Below are 16,803 nucleotides of genomic sequence, written 5' to 3'. Positions count from 1 at the left end.
CCTAATCTTTGGTGGCCCGATAGTCATCCCCACGGCGCACCCCCGCGCCGGACACGAAGGGTCACCATCCCCATGGCCATCCGAAAGAGCCGCTGGACAGCGGCGGCCGCCGCATGCGCGGTTGCCGCGGTCGGCACCGTCACCGCCCTCGCCATGCAGGGCACCTCGCAGGCTGCCGTCCTGCCCAACGGCTTCAAGAGCGTCGGCTACATGCCGTCCTGGGCCGGCAGCGTCACGAGCGTCCAATACTCGAAGCTGACCCACATCAACTACTCGTTCGCGCTTCCCAACGCCAACGGCACCCTCCAGCCGATCGAGAACACGTCGAAGCTCCAACAGCTCGTCACCCTCGGTCACCAGAACAACGTCAAGGTGTCGCTGGCCATCGGCGGCTGGAACGACGGCAACGACTCCGCCTTCGAGTCGCTCGCCGCCAGTTCCGGCACCCGCACCTCGTTCGTCACCAACGTCATGAACACCGTGCGCCAGTACGGGCTCGACGGCATCGACATCGACTGGGAGTACCCGGACCCGGGCCAGAGCGGCAACAACTACACGGCGCTCATGCAGCAGCTCAGCACCGCCCTGCACAACGAGGGCAAGCTGCTCACGGCCGCGGTCGTCAGCGAGGGCGGCACGGCCAACGGCGTCCAGCCGGCCGTGTTCGGCTACGTCGACTGGCTCAACATCATGGCGTACGACGGTGGATCGCCGCACGCGAACTACGACTGGTCGATCGCCTCGGCGAACTTCTGGAAGAACCGGGGCCTGCCGAAGGCCAAGACCGTGCTCGGTGTGCCGTTCTACAGCCGGCCCGGCTATTTGACGTACGCGCAGCTGGTCGCCCAGGACCCGGCCAACGCCAACCGGGACTGCACGCCGTCGGGCGAGTGCTACAACGGCCTGCCCACGATCCGCCGCAAGACCCAGTGGGCGATGGCCAACGCCGGCGGCATCATGAACTGGGAGCTCTCGCAGGACGTGACCGGCGCCAACTCGCTGGTCAGCGCCATCTACGAGACGGTGATGAACGGCGGCGGCGGGGGCCCCACGACCCCGCCGCCGTCCGGCCGCACCGGCCGCATCACCGGCGTCGCCGGCAAGTGCGTCGACATCGCCGCCGCGTCCAGCGCCAACGGCACGGCCGTGCAGCTCTACGACTGCAACGGCACAACCGCGCAGAACTGGACGGTCGGCACCGACGGCACGATCCGCGGCCTCGGCAAGTGCCTGGACATCGCCGCGGCCGGAACCGCCAACGGCACGCTGGTGCAGATCTACGACTGCAACGGCACCGGCGCGCAGCAGTGGCAGGCCCAGTCCAACGGCACCCTGCGCAACCCGGTCAGCAACCGCTGCCTCGACGCGTCGAACAACAGCTCGGCCAACGGCACCCGCCTGCAGATCTGGGACTGCTCCACCACCGCCAACCAGCGGTGGACCCTCCCCTGACCGTTCCTGCCGACGCGGCCCGTCCCTCATGGGGCGGGCCGCGCCTTTTCGTCCTCCGCCGCGGTTCACCCGCCGTTCGGGTTAAGCCGCTCGGTGGTCCACCGGCGGGCGACTGACCAGCGGCTTTGCGGTCGGCATCATCGCTCGCATGCCCTATCGCGTATCCGACCCCGGCGTATCTGCCCGCCCCGACAAACACCCTTGCCCCGCGTGGCTTGGGTAATGACTTCCGCGGCGTGCGCCGCCGCGGCCTGGGGAATCTCCGACTTCCTGGCCGGCCTCCTGGCCCGCCGGCTACCGATCCTGACCATCCTCGTGTGGTCCAAGGTCGCCGCCATGCTGCTGGCCCTCGTCGCCGCCGCGGTCTGGGGCACCCCACCGCCCACCGACGTACGCCTGTGGCTGGGAGTCCTGGCCGGACTCGTGGGCCTACCGGCAATGGGCCTGCTCTACCGGGCCATGCGCGACGGCTCCCTGGCCGTGGTCGCGCCGGTCGCTGCGGTAGCCGCCCTGGTCCCCGTCGTCTGGGGCCTCCTCCATGGCGACCGGCTGGGTCTCTTCGCCGCCGTCGGCATAGCAACCGGCTTGGCCGGTGCCACCCTGGCCAGCTGGCCCGTACCCGGCGCCGGACATCGCCGCACCCGACGCTCGGCCAACCTGTGCGCCCTCGGAGCAGCGCTCGGCTTCGGCATCTATTTCGTGCTCCTGCACGAGGCAGCCGCCGCCGACCAATTCTGGTCAGTGGCCTACGCCCGCATAGCCGAAGGCCTGGCCGCCCTGCTTCTCGTTGTCGCCATGCGCCACCGCTGGGGCAAAGGACGCAGAACCACCGCCGGGGTCACCCGACCGGCCGGCCTCGGTCTTCGGGCAGGCGACGCCCTGCCGATCTTCGTCGTGGGCGCCACCGACGCCGTAGCCGACGCGGCCTTCATCGTCGCCGCGGCGGCCGCGCTGGCCCCCGCCGCTGTCGTGGCGTCGCTCTACCCGGCCGTGACGCTCTTGCTCAACCGCTCACTGCTCCGCGAACGCCTGCACACCGTTCACCTCTGCGGCGTCCTGGCCGCCCTGTTCGCCGTGGCCTGCCTGGCCCGCTAGTTCTCGATGATGCCCATCTGTACGAACAACCAGGCGACGCCGAACGCGGCCGCACCACCCGGGAAGGCAGTGCGAGGCCCGCATCGGCCAGGATGGGCGGATGACCAGTCTGACCGGACAGCAGATCGCGGGCGAGGGCCTCACCGGCTGGGCCTACTTCTACGACAGCCTGGAAACCCGGATCGGCACGCCCGACTTCGCGGCCGGGCTGGCGCTGGTCGCCGCCATCGGTGCCGCCGCCGAGCAGGCCGGCCACCACCCCGACGTCAACCTGCGCTACACGCACGTCGACGTCCGGCTGACCAGCCACGACGTGCAGGGCGTGACCACCCGCGACGTGCAGCTGGCCCGAGCCATCAGCGCCCTGGCCGCGGACGCCGGCCTGCGCCCGGCGAGCGGCCCGATATCCCGGCTCGACATCGCCCTGGACACACCGGACCGCAAACAGGTGTTGCCGTTCTGGGAAGCCGTGTTCGGCCTGGTCCGCGACCACAACGCCGACCCCGGCATCGACCTGACCGACCCGGCCGACAAACTGCCCACCCTGTGGTTCCAGCAGTCCGGCGACGAAGAACCCCGCCAGCGCTGGCACCACGACTTGTGGATCGATCCCGCCGAGGTGCAGCCCCGCATCAAAGCCGCGCTCGCGGCGGGCGGCCGCCTGGTCAGCGACGAGCGCTCTCCCGCGTACTGGATCCTGGCCGACCCGGAAGGCAACAAGATCTGCCTCTGCACCTGGCAATCCCGCGACTAGCTTCCGTCCGTCGGTTTTGGGCTGATGCCGACGCCGATCGTGTCCGCCGGATACGGCACGCGACCAGTCGGTCAGCCCCATTCAGCGACTCCGGCGGCGTGCTGGTGGGTGCGCGCGCTGGTGCCGTCGACCTGGGCGCCCCAGTCGATGTCGTCGTCGAGTCCGGCTGGCGCTGTCACCAGATGCCCGCACCGCTTCAACGACCGTCAGCCGTACGACGAGGCAAACCGGCGCTGTCACCACGTGCCCGCACCGCTTCAACATCCGTCAGCCGTACGACGACGCAGACCGGCGCTGTCACCACGTGCCCGCACCGCTTCAACGACCGTCAGCCGTACGACGACGCAGACCGGCGCTGGTCAAGGTGTCCTGGCGGGGGATCGTCGCGGGTTGGTGGTCCGGTTTGTGGCTTGGACGGTTGCCGGACGCGAACGCCGGACACGGCCCCAAGGCTTGTAGACCGAGAGCACCGTGGCCAGGCTCAACAGGGTGAGTGACACGATCGGGGGCATGATCAGGCTGCTGACGTCGTAGGAGATCGACTCGCCGGCGGACACCCGGACGCCGTACGCGGCGACGTCGGGCATTCCGGGCCGCAGCAGGACCAGGATCAGCGTGCACAACAGGACGTTCAGAACGAGCTTGACGCCGACCCACCAGTAACGAACCAGGCCCCACTTGGTGCCCAGGCCCAGAACCAGCCCGGTGATCAAGCAGACCAGCCCCGACGTCAGCATCGGCCACACGACGAACGTGCCCAGCGCCTGATAGGCCAGGCCACGCCGAGCCGGATCGTCGCTCAGCCCGCCGACGCCGACCAGCACGGCCACAAGCACGTCGATACCGATCCACGCCCCCGCCGACACGATGTGCAGCACGAGCCAGAACTTGCGGTGGGCGGGTCTGAAAGCCATGAGCCCAGCCTGCCCGGCAAACGGCGCTCGCTCGTCGGTCTCGGGGCGGTCCCGCACGTACGCCCTCCGACGTACACAAGCACCGGCCGCGCATGGCACGGTGAAACCATGCGCCCACGTGACCTGGCCGCGCCCGCCGCCCTGGCCGTGGTCGGCCTGGGCACCCTGCCGGTGCTCGACCGGTTTTCGGCGACCGACCACCCCGTCGACGCGACAGCCGTGGCGCTGGTGCTCGCCACCGCCGCGACCACGGCACTGTGCCACCGCTGGCCCGGCCCCGCCCTGCTGACGGCGGCATCGTTCACCTCCCTGTATCTGGTCCTCGGATATCCGTACGGGCCGATCCTGTTGTCCTTCGCCGTCTGCGTCTATGCCGTGGCTCGCCACCGGACCCTCCGGCAGGCGGCCCTCTGGTCGGCGCCGGCGCTGCTCGTTCTGCTGATCCACCTCGTGTTCGACGAGCCGCTGATCGGTCTGGCCCCCGGCACGGCCTGGGTGGTCGTGCCGTTCACCCTCGGCGCGGCCCGTCGCCAGGTCGTCGAGGCGCAGGCCCGCGAGCGTGCCGAGTCGGAGCGGCGGATCGCCGACGCCGAACGCCTGCGCGTCGCCCACGAGGTGCACGACGTGGTCGGCCACGGCCTCGCTGCCATCCAGATGCAGGCCGACATCGCGCTGCACCTGCGCGACGCGCGGCCCGAGATGGCACTCGAGGCCCTCGAAGCGATCAGCAAGGCGAGCTCCGAAGCCCTGGACGAGTTGCGCGCCACCCTCGCCGGCCTCTCCTCGCCGGGGCTGTCCGGTCTCGAGGACCTGTGCACCCGCCTCCGCACGGCCGGCGTTGCTGTCGACCTGACCGTCGACGGAACGCCGCGCCCGCTGCCCACCGCGGTCGACGTGGCCGCGTACCGCGTGCTGCAGGAGGCGCTCACGAACGTCGTGAAGCACGCCGACCAGCCACGAGCGCGGGTGACGATCCAGCACCGTCCAGACCGGCTCGACCTGGGCGTCTTCAACTCCGTCGCCACGGCCGGCCACGCCGAGGGGTTCGGCATCACCGGGATGCGCCGCCGCGTCGAGCAGCTCGGCGGCGACCTGACCGCCTCGGCCCACTCCGGCACGTTCGCCCTCCACGCCGTCATCCCCCGGGAGCGCCATCCGTGATCACCGTGATGCTCGCCGACGACCAGGACCTCGTACGCCTCGGCCTGCGTGCGCTGTTCGACGCCTCCGACGGGTTCACGGTTGTGGCCGAGGCGGCCGACGGGCTCGCCGCCCTGGCCGAGGCCCGTCGCACCCATCCCGATCTGGTGCTCATGGACATCCGCATGCCCGGGATCGACGGCCTCGAGGCCACCCGCCGGATCGTGGCCGATCCGGCCATGTCGACGACCAGAGTCATCGTTCTCACCACCTTCGAACACGACGAATACGTCTTCACCGCCCTGCGCGCCGGCGCGAGCGGCTTCCTGCTGAAGAACACCAAGCCACCTGCTCTGCTGGACGCGGTGCGCACGGTCACCGACGGTGGTGCCCTGCTGGCGCCCTCGGTCACCCGCACCCTGATTCGCGAATTCACCGACCTGTCTCCGCACTCACGCACCCCGCATCCCGGCCTGGACCGCCTGACCGATCGTGAGCGCGAGATCGTCGTGCTGGTCGCGCAGGGACTGAGCAACCACGAGATCGCCGAACACCTCGTCGTCAGCCCGGCCACGGCCCGCACCCACGTGAGCCGGTCGATGACCAAGCTGGGCGCCCGGGACCGCGCCCAGCTGGTCGTCTTCGCCTATCAATCCGGCCTCGCCTGAACGCGGCCGCGCGCCAGGGCCAGCCCGCCGAGCGTCATGGAGATCGGGCCCAGCACGACGGCCGCCCAGCCGCCCACCACGCCGTTTCCTGTGCCGGGACCGCCGTCGGCCGTGGCTATCACCAGGATGCCCACGAGCGTGCCGACCGCACCGGCGAGCACGGCGGCGACGGAGCCGTTCCTTCTCGTGCGGGCCAAGGCCCACGACGCGGTGAAGACGCCTGCCAGTGCCAGCAGCGAGGCCACCGTTGCTATCAATCGATCCATGGTGAACATGGGTCCTCCTTTCGCCTCTGCATCGTGGTCGGGCGGAGGCTGGAGGGCATCGTGCCGATGTGGACACCTGACTACTGCGTTCGCAGCAGCCGACATCGCCTGCGTTCGCACGACGCGCGCCGGTTGGCCGGCGGCTACTGTGCCCGCATGGACAGGGCATGGGATTGGGTGATAGCGGTCGGGGTGGCCGTCATCATGCTGATCACCGGGCTGTCCACCACCGGGCTGGAGGCGATCGGTTATCCGCTTCTGGTCATCGGCGGCCTCTCGCTGGGCGAGCGCCGGCGGGCACCGGTTGCCGTTGTGATCATCACGGGAGCCTGCGCGGTCGGCTACCAGGCGGCCGGCTTCGAGGCGTTCGCCGTGGCCTACCTCATCGCGGTCTATTCGGCGATGCGGGACGGGCGGTGGGTCGCCACCGTGGCGACCAGCGTGATCGTGCTGGTCACGCTGCCGGTGGCGGCCGTGGCCTCGGGGGCCTCCGGCCTGGGTGAGGCGTTCGCCCGGTCCCGCGGCGTTCTCGAGCTGGCCTGGCTGCTCGCGGCGGGGGCAGCGGGGGTGGCCCTGCGGGAGGCCGAGCAGCGGGCCGACGAGGCCGTGCGCACCCGCGAGGCGATCGCGCGGCGGCGGGCCGACGAGGAGAGGCTGCACATCGCCCGGGAGCTGCACGACTCGCTCACGCACCAGATCTCGGTGATCAAGGTGCAGTCCGAGGCGGCGGTCCATGTGGCCGAGCGGCGGGGCGAGCCGGTGCCCGAGGCGCTGCTGGCCATTCGCGAGGCGGGGCGCGCGGCCTCTCGTGATCTGCGCGCGACTCTCGAGGCGCTGCGCGACGACTCCCACGTGCCACCGCACGGGATCGACCAGATCCCGGCGCTTGTCGAACGGGCCGCGAACGCGGGGATCGGGACCACGCTGACGATCGAGGGAGAGCGGGCCGATGTGCCGTTCGCCGTCGACCGCACGGCTTACCGGATCGTTCAGGAGTCGCTGACCAATGTCGTCCGGCATGCCGCGGGCGCGAACGCCACGGTGCACCTCGACTACCGTCCCGATGCTCTGGCGGTCCGTGTGGACGACGACGGCCCTGGAGTTCCGGGCTCCGCACCCGAGCCGGGGATCGGGCTGCTCGGCATGCGGGAAAGGGTTGCCGCGCTCGGGGGCAGTCTCCGGGCCGAACCGCGGACGGGCGGGGGCTTCACGGTCGACGTCGAGCTGCCATGGGAACGTACGGGATGATCAGGGTCCTGCTCGTCGACGACCAGCCGCTGATTCGCAGCGGTTTCCGGGCGCTGCTCGATCTCGAGGACGACATCGAGGTGGTGGCCGAGGGCAGCGACGGTGAACAGGCGCTGGCCCTCGCCCGGCAGCACGCGCCCGACGTCGCGTTGATCGACGTTCGGATGCCCACCCTGGACGGCATTCAGGCAACCGAGCGCATCGCCGCGGATCCGGCGTTGAGCGGCGTGCACGTGGTGATTCTGACCAACTACGGGTTGGATGAGTATGTCTTTCAGGCGCTTCGTGCGGGGGCCGGGGGATTTCTCGTCAAGGACATTCAGCCGGAGGATTTCGTGCATGCGGTCCGGGTCGCGGCGCGCGGGGAGGCGCTGCTCGCCCCGGCGATCACTCGCAAGCTGATCGACCGCTACGTCACGCGCCCGCCCCGGCCCGCGGCAAACCTGGACGAGCTGACAAACCGCGAGCGTGAGGCTGTGGCCCTGGTCGCGCAGGGATTGTCGAACAACGAGGTGGCCGTCCAGATGGCGATCACCCCGATAACCGCGAAGACTCACATCAACCGGGCCATGACCAAGCTGCGGGCCCGCGACCGCGCGCAACTGGTGGTGATCGCCTACGAGTCCGGCCTCGTGAAACCGACACCAGCCTGAGCGCCGAGGCTGCCTTGTGACGGCCTGGAAGCCACTGCGGACGCCGAACGCCGGACCGGGACGCCGGGCCCGGGACGCCGGGCCCGGGACGCCCGGGCCCGCGACGCCCGGGCCCGCGACGCCCGAACCCGCGACGCCCGAACCCGCGACGCCTGGGCCCGGGACGCCCGGATCCAGGACGTAAACCCCGGCCGCCCGTCCTCGGACGCCGGATGTCGATTGGAGTGCGATGGCCGTTGGACGACTGCACCACCTGATCATTGACTGCCCGGAGCCTGCGGTCGAGGGGCGTTTCTGGAGTGCTGTGCTCGGTCAGCCGATCACCTACGACGACGGCGACTTCGTGGTCGTTTCGGCCGACACGACCACGTCCGGGATGGCCTTTCAGCGCGCACCCGATCACGTGGCGCCGACCTGGCCGGACCCGGCGATCCCGCAACAGATGCACCTCGACGTCATGGTTGACGACCCGGCGGCCGCGGCGGAGTCGGTGATCGCGCTCGGGGCGACGCCCCTGCCCGGCAACAACGTCTTCGCCGATCCGGCCGGCCACCCGTTCTGCCTGATCCCACGTCCGAGCTGGGCACCCGTGGTGGGGTGAGGCCGGCCGTCATTGTGGGGCGTCCGGGCTTGAGCCAGTGGTGGCCCCGAAGCGCCGGCGTCGGGTTCAGCGACGGCGGAATTGAGGGCGGCCGTTACAGGGCGGTGGGGCTGCCCTTGGTGGGTGAGGGCGGCCGTTACAGGGCGGTGGGGCTGCCCTTGGTGGGTGAGGGCGGCCTTTACTGAGGGGCGTCGAGGCGCAGGATGGTCTCCTCGATTGTGGTGTTGCGGGCCTGGGCGAAGCCGGTTTCGGTGCCGATGTCGGTGAAGCCGGCTCGACGCAGCACTCGGAGCGATGCGTGGTTGTCGCTTGCGGCTCGGCCGAACAGGGGGCGTACGGGGACTTCCTGCAGCAGCAGGGCGAGCGCGCGGCCGGCTATGCCCTGGCCCCAGAAGCGGCGGTCGATCCAGTAGGTGACCTCGGTGTCGCCCTCGATGACGAAAGCAGCGACGCTGCCGACCAAATGGCCGTCCAGGGTGATGGCGCGGTTCGTTACGTCGGGCCTTGCGCGGATGCGGGCCATGTGGGCGTCGAAGGCGGCGCGATCGTTGGGGTCCCGGCTCACGAAAGCGGCCATGTGCACCGACTCGGGATCCCGCATCTGTTCGAACAGCGCGTCGAGGTCGGAGTCCTCGATCGGTCGCAGCGCTACCTCAGCCATGTCACAGCCCCCCATCGTCACGGCGATTCTGCCTCCTCGGCCGGGATCGCGTTGGCCCGCGGAGGACGGCGTTCGCCGACAGGCGAGCGTGGATTCCTGATGGCCAGCCGCCGAAGCAACAGGGTCTCGATCGGGTGGGCCGCGTGCCGACGGCCGCCGGTCGACCGAGGGGGACGGGACCGAGTGGGTGAGCCGGGCGGTGAGTGGCGGGCCGTAGCCTCTCGGGGGTCGACCCGTACGCGAAAGGCTTTCATGGCTGCGAAGTATCGCCCGGCGAGGCTCGCCGTGGTGAGTGCTGTCGGGCTTGCTCTGGGTGCGTCCGTCTATGCCGGCGTCTGGATCGGGCAGGACCGCCGGCCTCCGGCCGAGATCGCTGTTCCCCCGGAGCGGCAGATCGAGCCCGTCGAGGAGCCGACGACGTTTGCTCCGTCGACCCGGCCCCCATCGGCTCCGGCTTCAGAGCCGACGACAGCTTCGGCTACGGCTACGGCTACGGCTACGGCTACGGCTTCCAGCAAACCGACCCGGACGCCCACGCCGGTCTGGCAGGACAAAGTGATCGCGAGCACCAGCGTTCTGAACGCGGGGCAGAGCTGGTCGAGCAACCGGCTCCGGCTCACGGTGACCGGCGAGGGTGATCTCGTGTTGCGGGATCAAGGGCGGGTCGTCTGGCGGACCGGCACGACCACCGGCGTCAAACTCGTTATGCAGAACGACGGCCATCTCGTCCTGTACGACGCGGGCAACGGCACGGCCTGGAGCAGCCGCACCCAGGGCAACCCAGGTGCGGTGCTGATCCTGCGGGCCGGCGGCGAGATGGTGATCTCGCTGAACGGGCGCGTCCTGTTCCAGGTCTAAGCTACTTGAGCGGGATCTTCACGCCGCCCGAGAACACCGAGTCGTGCAGCTCGATCGACGTGAGCTTGGTGCCCTTGGGCACGTCGTAGACGAGCTTGCCGGTCACCTGGTTGCCCGGGTTGATCTGCTGCAGGAACGTCGAACTGTTGCCGTTGACCGCGACCTCGGCCTCGACGTTGTCGGAGAACTGCGTGCCCTTGGCGTCGTACGCCTTCTGGCTCGAACCGTCGAAGTACTGGGCCTCGTCGCCGATGTTCTTGACGGTCAGCGTGACGACGCAGAACGTGCCCTGGGCCTTGGCCGGCAGGACGGAAGGGCCGACGGTGCTCTTGGTGCAGTCCATGTTCTTGACCGTGAACTCGAACTTGCCGTCGCGCGCGGCCTTGTTCATCTCGCCGGCCACCGCGTTCTTGCCGGCGGCGTTGTCGTCGAGCGTCTGCACGGCGTCCTTGGCCCCGCCGAGGACGAGGGTGAAGATGCCGACGCAGCCGAGAATCATCACAACCACGACACCGAGCAGAATCCACGGCCACTTGCGCTTCTTCTTGGGCGGCGGCGCAGGCGTCCCATAGGAAGGCGGCGGCGTTCCGTACGAAGGCGGCGGCGTGCCATAGGAAGACGGCGGCCCGTCGTTGGAAGAGGCCGGCGTGCCATAAGTGCCCGCACTGCCGTAATTGCCGGCATTGCCGTACGAAGGCTGACCGTAAGAACCCTGCGGCGAGCCGTACGTGTTGTCGGGCGGGCCGTAAGAACCCGGCTGAGGCTCACCGGGAGGCTGGTATGTCACAGTTTCGGAGCTCCACGGACTGGTGTCAGGGATTGGTGTGCGCCCGGGCGCCAGTCCAGGCTCGGTCGCCTTCCCATGCAACAGGGCTGCCCCGACAAGATCATCAGCCGTCCTGTCAGGCCTCACCGGCACACTGCGGCCTATCGGTCAGACCTTTGGGTGATCTTTCATGGCCGAGAGTTCCAGCAGCGTACGGACCCGGAGCCGGGCGTACGGGATGAGCGCTGAGCGGCCTTGGCCGGCGCCGATCTAGGCTTCACGCTATGACAACCCTTGCGGCCCGTACGATCGCGGCCCTGCGCTCCGAGCACGAAGCGCTCGCCGCGGCGGCCGGCACCCTCACGCCCGAGCAGCTCAAGTCGCCGTCCGGCGCGTCGGAATGGACCGTCGCGCAGGTCTTCTCGCACCTGGGCAGCGGCGCCGAGATCGCGCTGGCGAACTTCCGCGCCGAGATGGGTCAGGCCGAGAAGCCGGGACCGGACTTCAACCAGGGCGTCTGGGACCGGTGGAACGCCCTCGCCCCCGAGGCGCAGGCGGCCGGCTGGCTCGAGTCGGACGAGGCGTTCGTGGCCGCCCTGGAGGCCCTGACGCCCGAGCAGCTCGAGTCGGTCTCGATCAACCCGGGCTTCCTGCCGCAGCCGATCCCGGTGGCGTCGTTCGCCGGCCTGCGGCTCAACGAGGTGGCCAGCCACACCTGGGACATCCGGGTGGCCGGCGACCCGGCGGCGGGCCTGCGACCGGAGTCGGCCGACCTGCTGGCCGAGCACCTCAGCGGCGGCCTGAGCTTCCTGATCGGCTTCATCGCCAAGCCCGACGCGGTGAGCGGGCCGGTCGTCGCCGCGATCAGCGGAACGCCGTACCGCATCGTGGTGGGCGACGAGTCCCGCCTCACCACCGACACGCTCGACGCGACCGCGACCTTCGACGGCCCGCTCGAGGCGGCGCTGCGGCTGCTCGCCGGCCGCCTGGGCCCGCAGTACACCCCGGCCGGGGTCACGGTGACCGGCAACGCCGGCCTGGACGACCTGCGGGCGGCCTTCCCCGGCTTCTGAAGCCGGACACTGCTGAAGCCGGACACTGCTGAAGCCGGATACGAAGCACCGGCCCGATCCCGGCCGCTCCGCAGCCGCCGCACGCGGCCGGGGCGGCCGGAGTCGTGCGTGAGCGGGTCCGAAGCGGCCGCGGCCGGCGTCGTGCGTGAACGCGTCCGGGGTCAGGCCGACGGCAGCCCGCGGCCGGCGTCGTCCGTGAGCGGGTCCGGGTCAGGCCAGCCCTTCGGCCTGGGCCACGGATAGCGCGTCCGGAGGCGTCCGGGTGAACACCTCGAGCAGGAAGTCGGCCTCCTCGTGCCGGGCCTGACGGGCCAGCCCAGGTGTGGCGCCGAGCCTTTCGTGCACGTCGTCGCCCGGGCGGGCGTGCTCTTCGACCGGGTGCCGCCAGTGCACGGCGATCAGGTCGCCGCCGGGCTCGAGGGAGGCGACCGCGCGGTCGATCAGCGTGGTCAGGTCGTGGTCGTCGAAGTAGTAGCCGATCTCGGACAGCACGATCAGGTCGAACGTGGCGTCCGGCCAGTCCGCGGGCATCCGGGCGGTGCCCACGGTGACGTGCGGGAACGCGGCGAGGTGGCCGGCCGCCGTGGCCACCGCGGCCGGGACCGCGTCGACCGACAGCAGGCGTTCGCAGCGCCCGGCCAGGCGTGCGGTGAGCCGGCCGGTCGAGCAGCCGGGCTCGAATCCCGAGCGGTAGTGGCGGCGCGGCAGTGAATCCACGGTCAGTGCGTGCTTGCGGGCGTCGTACCAGCGGGTCTCGAAGCTCCACGGGTCGCTGCTGCGGGCGTACAGGTCCTCGAAATAGCTTGTCGGCGTGGTCATCGGAAGACCACCTCGAACGGGCGGGCGAACCGGGCCAGGACGTGCGGCGGCAGGATGGCGGCGTCGGCCGGGCCGGGGCCCAGGGGAGCGATCTGGCTCGGGAACGCCTCGATGGCCTGCTGCTTCGTGGCCATGGCGGCTTCGTCCAGGTTGACCCGGCACGCGCGGTCCCACGGCACCCGCGCGTCGTCCGGCGAGGACCAGTGCCACGTCCAGATCGGATATTCGAGCAGCACCGCCCCGGTGGCCTCGCAGGCGCGCGCGGCGGCCCGGCCCACCGCCTCGTGATCCGGGTGGCCGTCCTCCCGCCACGTCGCCAGGCACCAGCGGCCCGGCGAGAGCAAGCCGGTGAGGACCTCGGTCAGCGGATCCTCCTCGATCTTGCCGTCGGGGTGGCCCAGCCGGTGCACGACGGCGTCGCCCACGCCCAGGCGGCGCAGGGCCTCGTCGGTTTCGGCGCGCCGGATCGCGGCCAGTTCCCCTTGCGTGTGCACCGTCGAGCCGGGATGGGAGGCCTCGCCGTCGGTCACCGCGACCAGCTCGGCCGCGCCCAGCGTGGCCATCAGCCCGGCCACGCCGAGGATCTCGTCGTCGGGGTGCGGGGCGACGATCAGCGGCGTGCCCGCGCCGGCCAGCGGCAGCCGGGGCCATCCGGCGGTCGCGGGCCAGGAGAGCCAACTCTGTTCGGGCGTGCCTTCGGCGATGACGATCGGTTTCACCACGGTGACTCCTCCTGCACGAGACGGCCCAGCTGCTCGAGGTCGGCCTCGGCGTGGCTCTGCCGCAGATAGACGGTCAGGTCGGCGACCCGGCGGGCGTGGCGCTCGTCGCGGCACAGCGGTCCGGCTCCGAGGGCGCGGCCGACCCGGTCGATGACCTCGGTGGCGGCGGCCTCGACCGTCGCCCGTACGCGCAGGGCCAGCCGCTGCTGGAGGGCGTCCGGATCGGCGTCGATCGCGGCGGCCGCCTCGGCCAGCACCGCGCGGGCCGCGCCCAGGGCCACGTCGACCGCGCCCAGGTGGGCCAGCGCGTGCGGGCCGTCGGCCTTCTCGCGCAGCAGGTCGGCGATGCCCAGCGTGCCGCCGTACCAGCAGGCCGCGACGCCGATGCCGCCGTGCCAGAAGCCGGGCCGGTTGACGTAGTCGCCGGGGCCGCCGACCGGGCGCGCGGGCGCGTCGGTGAACCGGATGGTGCGGCTGTCGCTGGCCGCCATGCCCACCGCCGGCCAGGTGCCGTCGAGCGGGACGGCGTGCGGCGCCTCGTTGGTGACCGCGAAGAGCCGGATGCCGTCCGGGGCCTCGGCGGTGACCAGCGCGTGGGTGCACCAGCCGGCCCCGGAGCACCACGGCCGCTCCCCGCCGAGCCGCCACCCCTCGGCCGTTTTCACGGCTTGCAGCGAACGGGGCACGGCCGCCCACACGCCCCACCGTTCGTCGGCGGACGCCGGGCCGTCGTCGCCGAGTTCGGCCCGGATCGCGGCGGCGTCCGCGTGGCCCTCGCCCAGCCGGGCGGCGACCGGGTCGGCCCGGCCCAGCTCGGCGAGTTTCCTGAGGCGCCCGGCGGTGTCGCCCTGGCCGGGCCGGGAATGGATCATGAGCACCAGGCCGCGATACCCGGGCGGCGGGCGCCCAACCAATTATTTTGAGCGCTGCTTGCGAACGAGTTGTCCGGCCGCGATCGCCAGCGCGGCCACGGGAATGGCGGCCACCGCACCCACGGTGGCCCGGCCCCACCGTCCCGGCCCGCCCTCCTGGCGCGGCTGGGAGGCGTACACGTTGCCGTCGTGCGCCTCGATCGGCCGGCGTCCCAGGCCGCCGCGCCGCATCAGGGTCCCGACCAGCGCGTCGTACAGGGGTGGGAAGGCGACGAAGCCGAACTCGATGAGCCGGTTGGTCGCGCCGACGGAGACCTCGGCCCGCGGTTTGTCGGCCTGCCGGACGACGCGTGCGGCGACCCGTTCGGCCGAGTCCACCGGCGGCGGCGGACGGCCGACGAACCCGGCGTAGTTGGCCGCGCTGGCGTAGATCGGCGTGTCGACGCTGCCCGGCGCCACCGCGCAGACGTGGATGTCCTTGGCGTCCCGCGTCTCCTGCCGCAGGATGCGGGCCAGGCCGCGGGCGCCCCACTTCGCGGTCACGTAGGCCGACACATAGGGCACCGCGACGTGGGCCAGCAGCGAGCCGACCAGGATCAGCGTGCCGTGGCCCTGGGCTCGGAACTGCCTCAGCGCCGTACGGGCAACGTTCGCCGGGCCGAGCAGGTCGGTGGTGACCACCCGGTCGAACACCTCGGGCGGCAGATCCTCGAATTTCCCGTACGCCATCACGGCGGCCGTGTCGACCCACACGTCGATCCGCCCGTGCCGCTCCACCGTGGCCTTCGCCAGCGCCTCCAGGTCCTCGCGGTGGGTCACGTCGGCGGTGACGACCATGGCGTCGCCCCCGCATTCCGCGGCCACCCGGGCCAGATCGGCGGCGCCGCGCGCGGCCAGCACGACGTGGTCCCCTCGCCGGGCGAACGCCACGGCCGAAGCCCGGCCGATGCCGCTGGACGCCCCGGTCAATACCACCACGCGTGAGCTCATGAACGCATCGCATACCCGGGTAAAGCCCGGGTACTCGAACATATATGCGAGCACTCACTTGGCAAGGAACCGGCAAAGTCGCGGTGGAGAACGTTCCCGACCCTGTCATCCAGGAGCCGACGGACGCCATCGTCCGTATGACATCGACCGCGATCTGCGGCTCCGATCTGCACCTGTACGACGTGCTCGGGATGTATCTCGACAAGGGCGACATCCTCGGGCACGAGCCGATGGGCATCGTCGAGGAGGTGGGCGCCGAGGTCACGCACATCAAGCCGGGCGACCGGGTGGTGATCCCCTTCAACATCTCCTGCGGCCACTGCTTCTTCTGCCGGAAGGGCTACTACGCGCAGTGCGAGACCACCCAGGTCAAGGAGCAAGGCAAGGGCGCGTCGCTGTTCGGCTACACCAAGCTGTACGGCCAGGTGCCCGGCGGTCAGGCCGAATACCTGCGCGTGCCGCAGGCGCACTTCGGGCCGATCAAGGTGCCGGAGGGCCACCCTGACGAGCGCTTCCTGTTCCTCTCGGACGTGCTGACCACCTCGTGGCAGGCCGCGAAGTGGGCCGACATCGAGCCCGGCGGCACGGTGCTGGTCACCGGTCTCGGCCCGATCGGCCAGATGTCGGCCCGGATCGCCCGCCACCTGGGCGCCGGCCGGGTCCTCGCGGTCGACAACGTGCCCGAGCGGATCGCCATGGCCGAGCGCAACGGCATCGAGGTGCTGAACTTCGACAAGATCGACGACATCGGCGAGGCCGTACGCGACGCGACCGCCGGACGCGGCGCCGACTCGGTGATCGAGGCCGTCGGCATGGAGGCGCACGGCACCCCGTTCCAGTCGGCCGCGATGAAGGCGGCCGGTATGCTGCCCGACGCCCTCGCGCGCAAGGCCACCGAGACGTTCGGCGTCGACCGGATGGCCGCGCTGCGCACCGCCTTCGACTCCGTCCGGCGGGCCGGCACCATCTCGATCATCGGGGTCTACGGCGGCGAGGCCGACCCGTTCCCGATGATGGACCTGTTCGACAAGGGCGTCACCATGCGGATGGGCCAGGCCCACGTGAAGCACTGGGTCGACGAGATCATGCCGCTGCTCACCGGTGACGGCGACCCGCTGGGCGTGGACGACCTGACCACCCACCGCCTGCCGCTGGAGGAAGCACCGCACGGCTACGAGATCTTCAAGAAGAAGGAGGACGGCTGCATCAAGGTCGTTCTCAAGCCGTAACCGACGGCCGTAACGAAGGCCG

19 protein-coding genes are annotated in these 16,803 nt (G+C 71.0%); 11 read left to right on the top strand and 8 right to left on the bottom strand.

Annotated features, from left to right (window positions below):
- Positions 1-72: 72 nt before the first annotated feature.
- The 3 genes from ACZ3I4_RS09965 to ACZ3I4_RS09955 all read left to right on the top strand — a co-directional run bounded on the left by ACZ3I4_RS09965 (position 73) and on the right by ACZ3I4_RS09955 (position 3,301).
- Positions 73-1,452: a glycosyl hydrolase family 18 protein gene (locus tag ACZ3I4_RS09965; RefSeq protein WP_465381524.1), complete on the top strand. Its 1,380-nt coding sequence runs from the start codon at positions 73-75 to the stop codon at positions 1,450-1,452.
- 222 nt (positions 1,453-1,674) lie between these two features.
- Positions 1,675-2,547, top strand: a complete 873-nt coding sequence (locus tag ACZ3I4_RS09960; RefSeq protein ID WP_465381523.1) for an EamA family transporter — start codon at positions 1,675-1,677, stop codon at positions 2,545-2,547.
- Positions 2,548-2,647: 100 nt separating this feature from the next.
- Positions 2,648-3,301, top strand: coding sequence for a 4a-hydroxytetrahydrobiopterin dehydratase (locus ACZ3I4_RS09955; protein ID WP_465381522.1), 654 nt, complete (start codon positions 2,648-2,650; stop codon positions 3,299-3,301).
- 359 nt (positions 3,302-3,660) lie between these two features.
- Here ACZ3I4_RS09955 and ACZ3I4_RS09950 read toward each other — a convergent pair whose 3' ends face one another.
- Positions 3,661-4,215 (bottom strand): hypothetical protein, encoded by a 555-nt coding sequence (locus tag ACZ3I4_RS09950; RefSeq protein WP_465381521.1) that lies wholly within the window; start codon positions 4,213-4,215, stop codon positions 3,661-3,663.
- 108 nt (positions 4,216-4,323) lie between these two features.
- Here ACZ3I4_RS09950 and ACZ3I4_RS09945 point away from each other — a divergent pair, with 108 nt between their 5' ends.
- Positions 4,324-5,376 (top strand): sensor histidine kinase, encoded by a 1,053-nt coding sequence (locus ACZ3I4_RS09945; protein WP_465381520.1) that lies wholly within the window; start codon positions 4,324-4,326, stop codon positions 5,374-5,376.
- On the top strand, positions 5,373-6,023 hold the full coding sequence (locus tag ACZ3I4_RS09940) for a response regulator (protein ID WP_465381519.1): 651 nt from the start codon (positions 5,373-5,375) through the stop codon (positions 6,021-6,023). Before ACZ3I4_RS09945 ends, ACZ3I4_RS09940 begins: the two co-directional genes overlap by 4 nt.
- Here ACZ3I4_RS09940 and ACZ3I4_RS09935 read toward each other — a convergent pair.
- Positions 6,005-6,298: a DUF6223 family protein gene (locus ACZ3I4_RS09935; RefSeq protein ID WP_465381518.1), complete on the bottom strand. Its 294-nt coding sequence runs from the start codon at positions 6,296-6,298 to the stop codon at positions 6,005-6,007. The genes ACZ3I4_RS09940 and ACZ3I4_RS09935 overlap by 19 nt on opposite strands.
- Before the next feature lie 147 nt (positions 6,299-6,445).
- Between ACZ3I4_RS09935 and ACZ3I4_RS09930 the strand changes: the two genes are divergently transcribed.
- From ACZ3I4_RS09930 to ACZ3I4_RS09920, 3 genes are all read left to right on the top strand, one after another.
- Complete coding sequence (locus ACZ3I4_RS09930; RefSeq protein WP_465381517.1) at positions 6,446-7,537, top strand: sensor histidine kinase; 1,092 nt, start codon at positions 6,446-6,448, stop codon at positions 7,535-7,537.
- On the top strand, positions 7,534-8,190 hold the full coding sequence (locus ACZ3I4_RS09925) for a response regulator (RefSeq protein ID WP_465381516.1): 657 nt from the start codon (positions 7,534-7,536) through the stop codon (positions 8,188-8,190). The genes ACZ3I4_RS09930 and ACZ3I4_RS09925 overlap by 4 nt, the downstream gene beginning before the upstream one ends.
- 229 nt (positions 8,191-8,419) lie before the next feature.
- A complete protein-coding gene (locus tag ACZ3I4_RS09920; RefSeq protein ID WP_465381515.1) occupies positions 8,420-8,791 on the top strand; it encodes a VOC family protein in 372 nt (123 codons plus the stop codon).
- 178 nt (positions 8,792-8,969) lie between these two features.
- On the opposite strand, the gene ACZ3I4_RS09915 is transcribed toward ACZ3I4_RS09920, so the two are convergent.
- Entirely contained in the window at positions 8,970-9,452 is a 483-nt protein-coding gene (locus ACZ3I4_RS09915; RefSeq protein WP_465381514.1) for a GNAT family N-acetyltransferase, read from the bottom strand.
- Between the two features lie 555 nt (positions 9,453-10,007).
- Between ACZ3I4_RS09915 and ACZ3I4_RS09910 the strand changes: the two genes are divergently transcribed.
- Positions 10,008-10,310 carry a hypothetical protein gene (locus ACZ3I4_RS09910; protein WP_465381513.1) on the top strand — a complete coding sequence of 101 codons (303 nt, stop codon included), beginning with the start codon at positions 10,008-10,010 and terminating at the stop codon, positions 10,308-10,310.
- Between the two features lies 1 nt (position 10,311).
- Here the strand turns inward: ACZ3I4_RS09910 and ACZ3I4_RS09905 are convergent, their stop codons facing one another.
- Complete coding sequence (locus ACZ3I4_RS09905; RefSeq protein ID WP_465381838.1) at positions 10,312-10,809, bottom strand: DUF4352 domain-containing protein; 498 nt, start codon at positions 10,807-10,809, stop codon at positions 10,312-10,314.
- A 551-nt stretch (positions 10,810-11,360) separates the two neighbouring features.
- On the opposite strand from ACZ3I4_RS09905, the gene ACZ3I4_RS09900 reads away from it, so the two are divergent.
- Entirely contained in the window at positions 11,361-12,149 is a 789-nt protein-coding gene (locus ACZ3I4_RS09900; RefSeq protein ID WP_465381512.1) for a maleylpyruvate isomerase N-terminal domain-containing protein, read from the top strand.
- A gap of 210 nt (positions 12,150-12,359) precedes the next feature.
- Here the strand turns inward: ACZ3I4_RS09900 and ACZ3I4_RS09895 are convergent, their stop codons facing one another.
- The 4 genes from ACZ3I4_RS09895 to ACZ3I4_RS09880 are packed head-to-tail and all read right to left on the bottom strand — an operon-like array spanning position 12,360 to position 15,552.
- On the bottom strand, positions 12,360-12,968 hold the full coding sequence (locus ACZ3I4_RS09895; RefSeq protein ID WP_465381511.1) for an SAM-dependent methyltransferase: 609 nt from the start codon (positions 12,966-12,968) through the stop codon (positions 12,360-12,362).
- Positions 12,965-13,690 (bottom strand): PIG-L deacetylase family protein, encoded by a 726-nt coding sequence (locus ACZ3I4_RS09890; RefSeq protein ID WP_465381510.1) that lies wholly within the window; start codon positions 13,688-13,690, stop codon positions 12,965-12,967. The genes ACZ3I4_RS09895 and ACZ3I4_RS09890 overlap by 4 nt, the downstream gene beginning before the upstream one ends.
- Complete coding sequence (locus ACZ3I4_RS09885; protein ID WP_465381837.1) at positions 13,684-14,562, bottom strand: acyl-CoA dehydrogenase; 879 nt, start codon at positions 14,560-14,562, stop codon at positions 13,684-13,686. The genes ACZ3I4_RS09890 and ACZ3I4_RS09885 overlap by 7 nt, the downstream gene beginning before the upstream one ends.
- Positions 14,563-14,604: 42 nt before the next feature.
- A complete protein-coding gene (locus tag ACZ3I4_RS09880) occupies positions 14,605-15,552 on the bottom strand; it encodes an SDR family NAD(P)-dependent oxidoreductase (RefSeq protein ID WP_465381509.1) in 948 nt (315 codons plus the stop codon).
- A gap of 44 nt (positions 15,553-15,596) precedes the next feature.
- Between ACZ3I4_RS09880 and ACZ3I4_RS09875 the strand changes: the two genes are divergently transcribed.
- Positions 15,597-16,781, top strand: a complete 1,185-nt coding sequence (locus tag ACZ3I4_RS09875; RefSeq protein ID WP_465381508.1) for a zinc-dependent alcohol dehydrogenase — start codon at positions 15,597-15,599, stop codon at positions 16,779-16,781.
- Positions 16,782-16,803 lie beyond the last annotated feature (22 nt).

Source organism: Actinoplanes sp. NPDC021490 (assembly GCF_055562135.1).
This window is presented reverse-complemented; position numbering and strand designations above follow the sequence as displayed.